Genomic DNA, 12,294 nt, shown 5'->3' on the forward strand with positions numbered 1-12,294 from the left:
AAACCGCATGATGAAGACGGCTCAGCTCACACAAGCAGCGTGATCGCCCGGACAGTTCCTAGCGGTCCATCGCCGACAGGGCGCGCTGTGCCAGCGGATGCGTACGGACCAGCTCGGCCAGCGAAGTCGTCCCCCGGGTGATCCCGGCGAACGCCTTCCAGGCCGGGCGGAATCCGGTCAGCACCGCGTGCAGTATGCCCGGGCGGCGCTCGAAGAGCTTCAGCATGCGCCTGCCGACGCCCATCTCGACGCCCATTCCGGCCTTGATGGCGAAGGCGTAGTTGAGCGCCTGGCGGCGGGCGTCCACCGCGTCGTGGGACTCCGCGATCCGGACCGCCCACTCACCGGCGAGCCGCCCCGAACGCAGCGCGAACGAGATGCCTTCACGGGTCCACGGCTCCAGCAGGCCTGCTGCGTCACCGCAGACGAGCACCCGCCCGCGCGACAGCGGCGAATCGTCGCTGCGGCAACGCGTGAGATGACCGGAGGAGATCTTCGGCTCGAACCCGGCGAGACCGAGCCGGGCGATGAAATCCTCCAGATACCGCTTGGTCCCCGAGCCGTCGCCACGCGCCGAGATCACACCGACGGTCAGGGTGTCGCCCTTCGGGAACACCCAACCGTAACTACCGGGCATCGGGCCCCAGTCGATCAGCACCCGCCCCGCCCAGTCCTCCGCGACCGTGGCCGGGACCGGGATCTCCGACTCCAGGCCGAGGTCCACCTGGTCGAGCTTCACTCCGACATGGGCCCCTATGCGTCCCGCGCTGCCGTCGGCGCCGACAACCGCACGGGTGAGGACGGTTTCGCCGCCGGACAGCACCACGGCGACCGTGCGCCGGTCCGGGACCGCGGCGCCGTGCTGCTCGACCCGTGTCACCGTCGCTCCGGTCCGGAGTTCGGCGCCCGCCTTCTGCGCCTCCTCGACCAGGCCCGCGTCGAACTCGGGCCGGTTGATGAGCCCGAAGAGCATCCGCTTGGAACGGCGCGTCCGCGCCAGCCTGCCGTTGAGCGAGAACGTCACCGCGTGGATCCGGTCCTGCAGCGGCAGTTCGAACCCGGGCGGCAGCGCATCACGGGAGTACCCGATGATGCCGCCGCCGCAGGTCTTGTACCGGGGCAGCTCCGCCTTCTCCAGCAGCAGTACCCGTCGGCCGGCAACCGCCGCCGCGTATGCCGCGGAGGCGCCGGCCGGACCGGCGCCGACTACGACGACGTCCCACACGGACGACTCTTCCAGCTCACGTCCGGCGTCTGCGTTCTCGCTGCTCACGATGTGCTTCTGCTCCCGATCCCGACCAGTGGCCCAACTGCTCACGGCATCCTACGGCGCGTTGCAGCCGGCCCTCTCTGTGGGAGGATCGACCGTGCGTTCGCCAGACATGCAACGCCGCACCCACGGCGTTCGTGCAGACGGATTCGTACACATAACGTCGCACCACGAGGAGCGTGCCCATGACCGCCCATCCGATTTCCGAGACCGTCGCCTCGCTGATGCCCCGTGCCAAGGCGGAGCTGTCCGAGCTGGTGGCCTTCCAGTCGGTGGCGGATCCTGCGCAGTTCCCGAAGAGCGAATGCGAGGCGGCCGCCAACTGGGTCGCCGATGCACTGCGCGCCGAGGACTTCCAGGACGTCGCCCTGCTCGACACCCCCGACGGCACCCAGTCGGTCTACGGCTTCCTGCCCGGCCCGGCCGGCGCCCCGACCGTGCTGCTCTACGCGCACTACGACGTGCAGCCGCCGCTCGACGAGTCCGCCTGGCTCTCCCCGCCGTTCGAGCTGACGGAGCGCGACGGCCGCTGGTTCGGCCGTGGCGCGGCGGACTGCAAGGGCGGCTTCATCATGCACCTCCTCGCCCTGCGCGCGCTCAAGGCGAACGGCGGCGTCCCGGTCTCCGTCAAGGTGATCGCCGAAGGCTCGGAAGAGCAGGGCACCGGCGGTCTGGAGCGGTACGCGGAGGCGCACCCCGAGCTGCTGGCTGCCGACACCATCGTCATCGGCGACACGGGCAACTTCCGGGTCGGTCTGCCGACGGTCACCGCGACGCTGCGCGGGATGACCATGCTCCGGGTCACGCTCGACACCCTCGAAGGCAACCTGCACTCCGGACAGTTCGGCGGTGCCGCGCCCGACGCGCTGGCCGCGATGATCCAGCTGCTGGCGTCGCTGCGCGCCGAGGACGGCACCACGACGGTCGACGGGCTCGCCACGGACGCCGGCTGGGAGGGACTGCAGTACCCGGAGGCCGAGTTCCGCTCAGACGCGAAGGTGCTCGACGGTGTGGAGCTGATCGGCACGGGTACGGTCGCCGACCGCATCTGGGCCCGGCCGGCCGTCACCGTCATCGGCATCGACTGCCCGCCCGTGGTCGGCGCGACGCCGTCGTTGCAGGCGACGGCGCGGGCGCAGGTCAGCCTGCGGGTGCCGCCGGGCCAGGACGCCGCCGAGGCGACGAAGCTGCTGACCGCCCATCTGAAGGCGCACGCGCCGTGGGGTGCACGGGTGGCCGTCGAGCAGGTGGGCCAGGGCCAGGCGTTCCGCGCGGACATCTCCAGCCCGGCGTACACCTCGATGGCGCAGGCCATGGAGGCCGCCTACCCCGGCGAGAAGATGCAGTCGTCCGGCATGGGCGGGTCGATCCCTCTCTGCAACACGCTGGCGGCGCTCTACCCGGCGGCGGAGATCCTGCTGATCGGCCTGAGCGAGCCGGAGGCCCAGATCCACGCGGTGAACGAGAGCGTGTCGCCCGAGGAGCTGGAGCGGCTGTCGGTCGCCGAGGCGCTGTTCCTGCAGAACTACGCGGAGTCCAAGCGGGCCTGATCCCGCATCGCCCGCTCCGGTCCGGCACCGGCGGGAGCGCTCCTCGGGGGCGTACGCACAGGGCCGGGTGCTGCGGCGCGACGATCCAGGGGAATCGGCGCCGGCTGCGAGCAGAGCGTCGCCGCAGCGCCCCGGGGCTCCGGTTCGCGCTGGGCGAAGCTCGCTCAGAGCGCAGGTCCGCCCGGCGGGCGGCCGTGGTCCGCTCACCGTCGACGCGGCGGCGGTGCTGCGGGCGTCAGCCGACCGGGACTCCGGCTTCCAGGTTGAGCACGGTTGACCGCTCGCGGGCCCGCAGTGCCCAGCGGAGCCGTTCGTACCGGATGGGCGGCAGCATCGTCGCGGCCTCCGCCTCGGTGACGAACCGCCAGCCGCGCAGTTCGGAGCCGGGCAGCAGCAGCCGGTCGGCGTCCTCGCGGCGCAGCAGGCCGCCGTCGAAGAGCAGCCGCAGTCCTCCGTAGCCGGGAGGGTTCGGCGGCTCCCAGTCGACGACCAGCAGGTGCGGTATCCGGTCGAGCTGTATCCCTATCTCCTCGGCCACTTCCCGTATCCCGGCCTGTGCCGGTGCCTCGCCGGGCTCCACCACCCCGCCGGGGAACTCCCAGCCGGGCTTGTACGTGGGGTCGACGAGCAGGACCCGGTCGTGTTCGTCGAAGAGCAGGACCCCGGCGGCGAGGGTCTCGGCGGTCGGTTCAGGCGTCTGTACGATCTCGCACGTGCCGGCCGCTCCAGTGCGTACGGCCTCGGCGATGCGCTCGGCCGTCTCCTGCGGAGTCAGTGTGCTGGTGTCGATGGTGTGGGCGTCCGCGGTGATCCAGTCGAGAGCGGCACGGTAGGGGTCGATGTGCTCGTAGGCCCACTGCCGTATGCGTTCGCTGGCTTCCGGGTCGTCCGGTACTTCCTCGCGACCGGCAATCCGCTGCCGCAGGATCGTTTCCTCAGGTGAGAGCAGCACATGACGCACCGGAATGCGCCTGGAGGCGAGCCCTCCGAATATCTCGTCGCGGTACTCCTGCCGCAGCAGCGTCATCGGCACCACGAGCACCCCGGGCAACTCGGCAAGCAGAGCCGCTGCGGTGTCCACCACCATCCGCCGCCAGATCGGCAGATCCTGATAGTCGGTCACCTCGGCAAGTCTCTTCTGAGGCAGCAGGTACCGCAGTGCCCCGCCGATCAGTTCGGGGTCGTAGAAGGTGCTGTTCGGGATCAGATCGATCAGTTCGCGCGCGGCGCTCGTCTTGCCCGTGCTGAACGCACCGTTGATCCAGACGATCACGGTTCCCCCTCTTCCGTAGCCCTCTGTGGCTTGCCCGCAACACCCTGCCGCGAAAACCCGGCCGTGGCGATCCTGTTGCATGAACGGGCCGCCGGAAGCCGCCGACGAGCGTCCCACTGTATGAGCCGAGGCATTCGCCCGGCCGTAACGACGACAGCGGGGGGTCGTTGGAGCCGTCGAGGGCAAGGGGGTACACCGTGCGGCGCACAGTACTGGAGCGGTTTCCGGCGGGCGGTCCGCGGGGCAGCTGGCCTGCGGAGGAGTTCGCGGCAGCGCGCCGCGTCGAAGGCATGGCGGCCGAGGTCGTGATGGACCTGGAGGAGGACGCGTTCCTGGTGGTCGTACCGCAGCAGTCGGCGGACCGGGGCCACTGATCCGGTCCGTCGGCCGGTTCCAAAAACCTCCCACGGCCCCCGGGGCTGCCGGGAGGCGACCCCAGGGATACAGGCCGGAGGCGGCCGGGCCGCCCGTATCCCGATCCTCATGCCGGATTCCCCGCATCCGGGTCGGCCAGATGCGCCCGCCGCCACGCCGGTCCACCCTGGAGTCATGGCAACACCACCGATCACCATCCACGCGCCCACCCCGTCCGGCGCCCGGCCCGTGAGCGTGCATGTCAACAATCGAGACGAACGGCTCGGACTCGCGCACAACGACCACGATCTCATCGTGTTCCTCGCCGACGCCGGACTGGCGGACCCGGCGCGGATCCTCGACAATCCCGCCGTGGTCCAGTGGCAGGGCACCAAAGCGCACCAGTACGAGGCCGCCCGACCCACGGTGAGCGAGAGCAGCCGAGTGGGCGCACCCTGAAGGCATGGGCGCCCCGATAGTCGTACACCGCTCCTCACCCACCGGCGGCCGGGCGGTCACCATCAACGGTGAGCTCGCCGGTCTTGCCCACGACGACCGCGACCTGATCGAATTCCTCCGGCAGGCCGGGACCTACGACGCCGAACATGGCCTCGACGACCCGGGCTGGATCGAATGGCGCGGCGGCCGGGCGCATCGGTACGAAGCGGCATGATCGTGCGGCGCGCCCCGTGGCGGGGCCCTTTCGCGTCCCGCGGAACACTGGGGAACGCCTCGCGGAAGGTGTCCGTGGCGCTCCTAACCCTTGCTCGAGCCCAGCGTCAGTCCCGCGATGAAGTGACGCTGGAGCAGCAGGAAGACCACGAGCGTCGGCAGGGCGACGATCACCGAGCCTGCGGCCAGGAGGTTGTGGTCGGTGAAGAACTGACCGCGCAGGTTGTTGAGGGCCGAGGTGATGGGGAGCTTGTCACCGTCGGACACGAAGACGAGTGCCCAGAGGAAGTCGTTGTACATCCAGGTGAACTGGAGTGTGCCGAGCGCGGCGAGGGCCGGGCGGCACAGCGGCAGGGTGATCCGCCAGTACTGCGTCCAGACGCCCGCGCCGTCGACGATGGCGGCCTCCAGGATCTCCTGCGGCAGTGTGCGCATGAAGTTGGCGAGGACGAAGACACAGAAGCCGATCTGGAAGCCGATCTGCACGACCACGACGGCCCAGTAGGAGTCGTACATCGTCATCGAGTCGGACATCCAGTACGGCAGCGGGATGCGGTTGAACACCACGTACAGCGGTGTCACGATCACCTGCTGCGGCAGCAGGTTCCCGGCCGTGAAAAGCATGAGCAGGACGATCCCGCCGCGCATTTTCAGCCGGGCCAGCGCGAAGGCCACGAATGAGGCGAGGAAGAGGGTGACGAGCACCCCGGGGACGGCAATGATCATCGTGTTGACGAAGTACTTCGTCATCCCCGAGTCGGTGAACGCCTGCCGGTAGTAGTCGAAGGAGAGATGCTTCGGCAGCGAGAAATAGCCGTACTCGGAGGTTTCGTCGTACGGCCGCAGCGAGGCGTACACCGCGAGCAGCAGCGGGGCGAGGAAACCGAGCGATACCGCCATCAGGAAGGCGTGCACCCCGAGCCGGCCGGGGCGGAGCCTGCGGCGCCCGGCAGCGGGTGTCGCAGGCGCGGGCTGGGCGGCGGGGCGGGCGGGGGCGGTGTCGACGGTCATCGGTTCTTCTCCCCTCGGAGCTCCTGGACCAGGTACGTCAGGACGAATCCGAGGGAGACTGTCAGCAGGACGACGGCGATGGCGGAACCGAAGCCGACCCGGCTCGCCTCGCCGATGATGTTGTCGGTGACAAGCACCGAGAGCAGTTCGAGTCCGTTGGTGGAGGCGGGCCGCACAGCACCGCTGACGACGACGGTCACCGATCTGGGTCGTACGGCCGCCAAGAGGGTCTCCACGGCGCTCACCGGCCCGTCGGGATGGCAGATCAAGGCGCTGTCGCCGACCGGAGCCGCAACCGTGCCGACCGGCAAGGCACTGACCACGCGCTGGCAGGTGACGCCACCCGCGGGCGCCGCCACCGGCACGTACGATCTGACGCTCTCCGCCCGGTACCGCTCACCGGCCGGGACGCGTGTCCGGTCCTCGGTCCCGTTCCAGGCCCATGTGGTGGTGGCTCCGCCGGCGGGCAGCAGCTATCTCAGCGATCTGCCGCAGCTCTCCGCGTCCAACGGCTGGGGGCCCGTCGAGAAGGACACCAGCAACGGTGAGAGCAAGGCGGGCGACGGCAATCCGCTGACCATCGGCGGCACGGTCTTCGCCAAGGGGCTCGGGGCACACGCGGACAGCGCGGTCGAGTTCTACGCGGGCGGCGCGTGCAGCGCCGTGACCGCGCAGGTCGGCGTCGACGACGAGAAGGGCGCCAAGGGCACGGTGGCGTTCGAGATCTGGGCGGACGGCGCGAAGGTGGCGTCGACCGGGGTACTGACCAATGCAATGGCCGCGCAGCCGATCACTGCGGATGTGAGCGGTGCACAGGTGGTACGTCTGGTGGTCACCGACGGCGGGGACGGGGTCGACTCCGACCACGCGGACTGGGCGGACCTGCGGATGGGGTGCTGAGCCGGATCAGCTGCTGAGTCCGGGCCGGCGCCGGGCCGGCTCCCGTCCGGACCCGATACCGAGTCCGGCGCGGGTGCCCGGTCCGGCGCCGGGGGGGCCTCCGGTCCGGGGGCCGGGCGGGCAGGGCGAATGGGCCTGATGCCGCTTCCGGAACGGTTCCGGACCTGGGCGCGGCCACCGGGGCGGGCACGGATGCCGGTCGTGGCTCGGCTGCCGGACCTCATCGATCACCGTGGGATTCGGCAGCCGGTCCGCGTTCAGCCGCTCAGCGCCACCGTGGCCGGCGTACCGCCCGGCCTGACCGATGAGGCCGCGGCCGCGGCGCCCACCAGGCCGGCGTTCGTGCCCATCACCGCAGGGGCCACCGTGAGCTGCTGCACGAAGGAGAGCGTGGCGTAGCTGCGAAGGGCACGGCGCAGCGGGGCGAAGAGGATCTCGCCCGCGCCCGCCACTCCCCCGCCGATCACGGCGATGTCGATCTCGACGAGCGTGGCGGTGGCGGCGATTCCGGCGGCCAGCGCCTGGGCGGCGCGCTCGAACGACGCGAGGGCGACCGGATGTCCGGCCCGGGCGGCGGCGGCCACGGCGGCCGCCGTGGCGTCGCCGTCCGGGCCGGGCTGCCAGCCGCCCTGCAGGGCGCGTCGCGCGATGTTCGGTCCGCTGGCGATCCGCTCGACGCAGCCGCGCGAACCACACGGGCACGGGTCGCCGTCCAGATCCACGCTGATGTGACCGATGTGACCGGCGTTGCCGGTGGGGCCCGGGTGAAGCTTGCCGCCGAGGACCAGACCGCCGCCCACCCCGGTCGACACGACCAGGCACAGCGCGTTGTCATACCCGCGGGCCGCACCCAGCCAGTGCTCGGCCGCCGTCATCGCGACCCCGTCGCCGACCAGCTCGACGGGCAGCCCACCGGCAGCCTTCCGTACCCGCTCCACCAGCGGGAAGTCGCGCCAGCCGGGAACGTTGACGGGGCTGACCGTACCCGCCGACGCATCCACCGGGCCCGCGCTGCCGATGCCGACGGCGGTCGCCCGCCCCCACAGCGGCGAGGCGGTCAGCTCAGCCAGCACATCCGTCACCGCACGCATCACCGTCTCGCCGCTCTCCCGGGCGGGCGTCGGCCGCTGCGCCCGCACGAGAAGCGCGCCGGTGTCGTCCACCAGAGCGCCGGCGATCTTGGTGCCGCCGATGTCGAGTGCGGCGACGAGGTCGGTATGCATCGGTGTGGGCTCCGGATGTAGTGAGGGGGCGGGACCTGCATCTTCAGTGAATAGTCTGCATAGTCTCCATTCAGCTGACAACGTTGTCCAGGGCCTATGCTCGACGCCACAGCCTCCGGCAGGCTCCGCCGCACCCGACTGCAGGCCCGCCGGACAGCCCGCACCCGACGACAGGACAGCGCACCGTGGCCGAGACCGCCCGTCACCCCGAGCCCCGTTACGGCAACCGGCCGACCATGAAGGATGTCGCCGCCCGCGCCGGAGTGGGCCTCAAGACGGTCTCCCGCGTGGTCAACAGCGAGCCCGGGGTCACCCCCGACACGGAACGCCGGGTACAGGAAGCGATCGATGCGCTCGGTTTCCGCCGCAACGACAGCGCGCGGGTCCTCCGCAAGGGCCGCACCGCCTCCATCGGACTGGTCCTGGAGGATCTCGCCGACCCCTTCTACGGGCCGCTGAGCCGCGCCGTGGAGGAAGTCGCCCGCGCGCACGGCGCCCTGCTCATCAACGGGTCGAGCGCGGAGGACCCGGAGCGCGAGCAGGAGCTCGTGCTCGCACTGTGCGCCCGCCGGGTGGACGGACTGATCGTGATCCCGGCCGGTGACGACCACCGCTATCTGGAACCGGAGATAAAGGCGGGCATCGCGACCGTCTTCGTGGACCGCCCGGCCGGCCGGATCGACGCCGACATCGTCCTCTCCGACAGCTTCGGCGGGGCCCGCGAGGGTGTCGCCCACCTGATCGCCCACGGCCACCGCAGGATCGGATTCATCGGTGACCAGCCCCGTATCCACACGGCCACCGAGCGGTTGCGCGGCTATCACGCCGCGATGGTGGACGCCGGAATCACGGTCCAGGACTCCTGGGTCTCCCTCGGCTCCACCGACCCCGCGCGGGTCAGGGCGGCGGCCGAGGCGATGCTCTCGGGCCCCGAACCCGTCACCGCCCTGTTCGCCGGCAACAACCGTGTGACGGTCACGGCGGTACGTGTGCTGGCGGACCGGGAGCGCCCGGTCGCCCTGGTGGGCTTCGACGACATCGAACTCGCCGACCTGCTGGGCATCACGGTCATCTCCCAGGACGCCGCGGCCGTGGGCCGGACGGCGGCCGAGCACCTCTTCCGCCGGCTGGACGGCGCGGACGACGCCCCGGCACGGGTGGAGCTGCCGACGTCACTCATCGCCCGCGGCTCCGGCGAACTGCCGCCTGCCTGAGCCGGGGCGTCGGCGGAGGGCTCGATCAGCTTCCGGCGGGCGTCAGCAGCGCGTCAGCGACGGATGTACGTGCGTAGAGGACCGAGCGTCCGGCCCGGTGGGCGGTGACCAGGCCCGCATTCCGCAGGGCCGTGAGGTGCTGGGAGACCCCGGCCGCGGACAGTCCCGAGCGCTGGGCAAGCACGGTGGTCGAGGCCGGGGTGTCGAGCTCGGCGAGGAGCGGGGTGCGGGAGCGGCCCGGGACGGCGGCGACCGCCTCACCGGCGACCGGGGTCCGCGGCTCCCAGAGGGTGCCGATACCCCGTGCCGGATACGCAAGTTGTGGCGGGTCCGGCGCCACTGAGCGCGTCAGCACGCGCGGCCAGGCGAACACGGAGGGCACCAGCAGCAGCCCCGCGCCCGTGTCGGCGCGGGTCAGGGCGCAGTGACGGCGGACCAGGCGCAGGCTGCTCTCGTCCCAACGTACCGACTCGTGCAGCTCGTTGAGGACCTGCGCGGCACCGAGCTCGGCCACCTGCCGTGCCCTGCGGAAGACATCGGCTTCGAGCAGCTGGCGGATCCGGGCCCAGTAGGGTGCGAGCGCCAGCTCCCAGTAGGTCTCGATCTCCGCGGCGACCTTCTCCAGCGCCGCTTCCGGTGCCTCTCCCAGCAGCCTGAGCCGCGCGGACTGCCCGAGATCCCGCTCGGCGCCGAGTCTGCCGAGATCGGTCCGTACCCGCTCAGGAGGGGTCTGCCGGATCGCCTCCAGCTCACCGGCGAGTTCCGGGAACGGGGCGGGGGGTGTCGGATTGAGGAAGTCCGCGAGGTAGCCACCTGCGGGGATCAACTCAGCGAGCCACCCACGGTCGAGCCCCGCCTCCACCAGCCGGGGCCGCACCTGTGCGGCCCACCGCCGGTGCAGCGGCGGCTCGGCCTCGGCGCCGACGTCGAGCAGAGCAACTACGAGGCCGCGGACATCTACGCGGCCGACGGCGCCTTCGCCCCTGCCACGGCCCGCGACGCCATCGCCGCGTTGGACGCCCGGGTCCTGGTCGTTGCGGGCGAGCTGGACGGTGGTCCGCTTCCTCGCGTCGCGGCCGCCGTCGCAGGGTTGTTCGCCCGGGCCGAACTCGCCGTCCAGCCGGGCGCCGGGCACTTCCCGTGGCTCGACGATCCCTTCTGCTTCAGCGGGACCGTCGAGACGTTCCTGCGGGGCTGACGGCACGGCCGAGGCCCGCACCTTCCTGCGGGGGACGGTCCGGTGCTGAACCACGCGCCCTACGGCGCCGTCACCGTGAGTCCCCCACGCCGCGGCGAGGCGAAGGCGTCGAGGTCTGCCCGGGTCAGGCCCGTCAGGCGGGCGACCTCGGCAGTGTCCAGGGCGCCGCAGTCGATGCCGCGCAGCAGGTAGCAGCTGAGGGCCTTGGCGGTGGCGGGTTCGTCCATGACGTCGCCGCCTGCCTTGGCGACGTATGCGGCGAGTCGTGCCGCAGCCTGTTCCAGGCCCTCGCGGTAGAAGGTGTAGACAGCCGCGTAACGGGTCGGCAGGTGACCCGGGTGCATGTCCCAGCCCTGGTAGTAGGCGCGGGCCAGGGCGCGGCGGGTGAGGCCGTAGTGGAGCCGCCAGGCCTCGTGCACCTGGTGGGTCGGGCCCACCGGAAGGACGTTGGTCGAGCCGTCCGACACGCGTACCCCGGTGCCTGCGGCAGCCACCTGCATGACGGCCTTGGCGTGGTCGGCGGCCGGGTGGTCGCTGGCCTGGTAGGCGGCGCTGACGCCGACGCAGGCGCTGTAGTCGAAGGTGCCGTAGTGCAGGCCGGTCGCACGGCCGCGGGAGGCGTCGATCATGCGGGCCACGGCGGCGGTGCCGTCGGCGGCCAGGATGGACTGGCTGGTCTCGATCTGGATCTCGAACCCGATCCGACCCGAGGGCAGCCCGTGGGCCTCTTCGAAGGCTTCGAGGAGCCGGACGAAGGCGGTGACCTGTTCGGGATACGTCACCTTGGGAAGGGTGAGGACCAGGTCGTCGGGGAGGCCGCCCGCCTGCATGAGGCCGGTGAGGAAGATGTCCGTGGTGCGGATGCCCCGGTCGCGTACGCCTGCTTCCATGCACTTCATCCGGATGCCCATGTACGGGGCCGCCGTGCCGTTCTCGTACGCCTCCGAGATCAGCCGGGCGGCTCGGGCGGCCGCCACGTCCTCCTCGGCGTCGGGCCGGGGGCCGTAGCCGTCCTCGAAGTCGATCCGCAGGTCTTCGACGGGCTCGCGGCTCAACTTGGCGCGTACGCGGTCGTGGACGGGTGCGGCGAGCTCCTCCGGAATGCCGAGGACAGCGGCGAACGAGGCCGCGTCGGGGGCGTGCTCGTCGAGGGCCTTCAGCGCCTGGTCGCCCCAGGAGCGGATGGTGCCGGCGGTGAAGGTGTCGCCCGGGACGTAGACCGTGTGGACGGGCTGGCGGGTGCCGGGGTCGCCCGGGTAGCGGCGGGCGAGCTCGGTGTCCACTGCCGTGAGGGAGGCGCTGATCTCCTCGCTGACCGCACCGGCGAGGCTCGTTGCCACCTTCTCCTGCTGACCCATTTTCGGCACCCTCCACACTCTCACTGTTTCCACTTCCCGGAATCAGCAATCCGTATAGTGAAGTTATAAGGCTGTCGGACCTGCGTCAATGGTGATCAGAAACGGTCCGGGGCCGCGCGGTGAGAACACACCGCGCGGCCCCGGACCGTCGAGAACGAGTACAGCTCCTCGGAGGATCAGCCCTTGCGGGTGTTGACCTCGTCGGTGAGCTGGGGGACGACCTGGAAGAGGTCGCCGACGACGCCGTAGTCGACGAGGTCGAAGATCGGGG

The 12,294-nt window shown here is 71.2% G+C and carries 12 protein-coding genes and 2 pseudogenes; 7 read left to right on the forward strand and 7 right to left on the reverse strand.

The annotated features are described in order from the left end of the window. Window positions 1–58: 58 nt before the first annotated feature. Window positions 59–1,273 carry a geranylgeranyl reductase family protein gene (locus tag ABZV38_RS27235; RefSeq protein WP_356331096.1) on the reverse strand — a complete coding sequence of 405 codons (1,215 nt, stop codon included), beginning with the start codon at window positions 1,271–1,273 and terminating at the stop codon, window positions 59–61. 182 nt (window positions 1,274–1,455) lie between these two features. Between ABZV38_RS27235 and ABZV38_RS27240 the strand changes: the two genes are divergently transcribed. Continuing rightward, the gene (locus ABZV38_RS27240) at window positions 1,456–2,820 is read left to right on the forward strand and encodes a dipeptidase (protein ID WP_356331097.1); all 1,365 of its coding nucleotides are present in this window, start codon (window positions 1,456–1,458) and stop codon (window positions 2,818–2,820) included. A gap of 235 nt (window positions 2,821–3,055) precedes the next feature. On the opposite strand, the gene ABZV38_RS27245 is transcribed toward ABZV38_RS27240, so the two are convergent. Next, window positions 3,056–4,093, reverse strand: coding sequence for an NUDIX domain-containing protein (locus ABZV38_RS27245; RefSeq protein WP_356331098.1), 1,038 nt, complete (start codon window positions 4,091–4,093; stop codon window positions 3,056–3,058). Between the two features lie 197 nt (window positions 4,094–4,290). Between ABZV38_RS27245 and ABZV38_RS27250 the strand changes: the two genes are divergently transcribed. From ABZV38_RS27250 to ABZV38_RS27260, 3 genes are all read left to right on the forward strand, one after another. Beyond that, complete coding sequence (locus tag ABZV38_RS27250) at window positions 4,291–4,467, forward strand: hypothetical protein (protein ID WP_107063570.1); 177 nt, start codon at window positions 4,291–4,293, stop codon at window positions 4,465–4,467. Window positions 4,468–4,642: 175 nt separating this feature from the next. Then, on the forward strand, window positions 4,643–4,906 hold the full coding sequence (locus tag ABZV38_RS27255; protein WP_356331099.1) for a hypothetical protein: 264 nt from the start codon (window positions 4,643–4,645) through the stop codon (window positions 4,904–4,906). A 4-nt stretch (window positions 4,907–4,910) separates the two neighbouring features. Continuing rightward, window positions 4,911–5,120, forward strand: coding sequence for a hypothetical protein (locus tag ABZV38_RS27260; RefSeq protein WP_356331100.1), 210 nt, complete (start codon window positions 4,911–4,913; stop codon window positions 5,118–5,120). Between the two features lie 83 nt (window positions 5,121–5,203). Here the strand turns inward: ABZV38_RS27260 and ABZV38_RS27265 are convergent, their stop codons facing one another. Continuing rightward, entirely contained in the window at window positions 5,204–6,130 is a 927-nt protein-coding gene (locus ABZV38_RS27265) for a carbohydrate ABC transporter permease (RefSeq protein WP_356331101.1), read from the reverse strand. Further along, window positions 6,127–6,288: pseudogene (locus tag ABZV38_RS27270) on the reverse strand (sugar ABC transporter permease); the annotation flags it as partial. The gene ABZV38_RS27265 and the pseudogene ABZV38_RS27270, both read right to left, overlap by 4 nt. Here ABZV38_RS27270 and ABZV38_RS27275 point away from each other — a divergent pair. Further along, a pseudogene (locus tag ABZV38_RS27275) lies at window positions 6,281–7,030 on the forward strand (NPCBM/NEW2 domain-containing protein); the annotation flags it as partial. The pseudogenes ABZV38_RS27270 and ABZV38_RS27275 sit on opposite strands and share 8 nt — an antisense overlap. A 257-nt stretch (window positions 7,031–7,287) precedes the next feature. Here the strand turns inward: ABZV38_RS27275 and ABZV38_RS27280 are convergent. Further along, window positions 7,288–8,253: an ROK family protein gene (locus ABZV38_RS27280; protein WP_356331102.1), complete on the reverse strand. Its 966-nt coding sequence runs from the start codon at window positions 8,251–8,253 to the stop codon at window positions 7,288–7,290. Window positions 8,254–8,438: 185 nt separating this feature from the next. On the opposite strand from ABZV38_RS27280, the gene ABZV38_RS27285 reads away from it, so the two are divergent. After that, on the forward strand, window positions 8,439–9,467 hold the full coding sequence (locus ABZV38_RS27285; RefSeq protein WP_356331103.1) for a LacI family DNA-binding transcriptional regulator: 1,029 nt from the start codon (window positions 8,439–8,441) through the stop codon (window positions 9,465–9,467). A gap of 25 nt (window positions 9,468–9,492) precedes the next feature. Here ABZV38_RS27285 and ABZV38_RS27290 read toward each other — a convergent pair whose 3' ends face one another. Next, a complete protein-coding gene (locus ABZV38_RS27290; protein WP_356331104.1) occupies window positions 9,493–10,344 on the reverse strand; it encodes a DUF5937 family protein in 852 nt (283 codons plus the stop codon). 18 nt (window positions 10,345–10,362) lie between these two features. On the opposite strand from ABZV38_RS27290, the gene ABZV38_RS27295 reads away from it, so the two are divergent. Next, a complete protein-coding gene (locus ABZV38_RS27295; protein ID WP_356331105.1) occupies window positions 10,363–10,665 on the forward strand; it encodes an alpha/beta hydrolase in 303 nt (100 codons plus the stop codon). Window positions 10,666–10,724: 59 nt separating this feature from the next. Here ABZV38_RS27295 and ABZV38_RS27300 read toward each other — a convergent pair whose 3' ends face one another. After that, window positions 10,725–12,023 carry an aldolase gene (locus tag ABZV38_RS27300; RefSeq protein WP_356331106.1) on the reverse strand — a complete coding sequence of 433 codons (1,299 nt, stop codon included), beginning with the start codon at window positions 12,021–12,023 and terminating at the stop codon, window positions 10,725–10,727. Window positions 12,024–12,294 lie beyond the last annotated feature (271 nt).

This window comes from Streptomyces sp. NPDC005181 (genome assembly GCF_040608395.1).
Taxonomy (GTDB): domain Bacteria; phylum Actinomycetota; class Actinomycetes; order Streptomycetales; family Streptomycetaceae; genus Streptomyces.

Bases quoted from the DNA above. Each gene is read 5' to 3' on its own strand.
- ABZV38_RS27240 (WP_356331097.1), top strand. From the start codon at position 1,456: ATGACCGCCCATCCGATTTCCGAGACCGTCGCCTCGCTGATGCCCCGT.
- ABZV38_RS27255 (WP_356331099.1), top strand. From the start codon at position 4,643: ATGGCAACACCACCGATCACCATCCACGCGCCCACCCCGTCCGGCGCC.
- ABZV38_RS27260 (WP_356331100.1), top strand. From the start codon at position 4,911: ATGGGCGCCCCGATAGTCGTACACCGCTCCTCACCCACCGGCGGCCGG.
- ABZV38_RS27265 (WP_356331101.1), bottom strand. From the start codon at position 6,130: ATGACCGTCGACACCGCCCCCGCCCGCCCCGCCGCCCAGCCCGCGCCT.
- ABZV38_RS27280 (WP_356331102.1), bottom strand. From the start codon at position 8,253: ATGCATACCGACCTCGTCGCCGCACTCGACATCGGCGGCACCAAGATC.
- ABZV38_RS27300 (WP_356331106.1), bottom strand. From the start codon at position 12,023: ATGGGTCAGCAGGAGAAGGTGGCAACGAGCCTCGCCGGTGCGGTCAGC.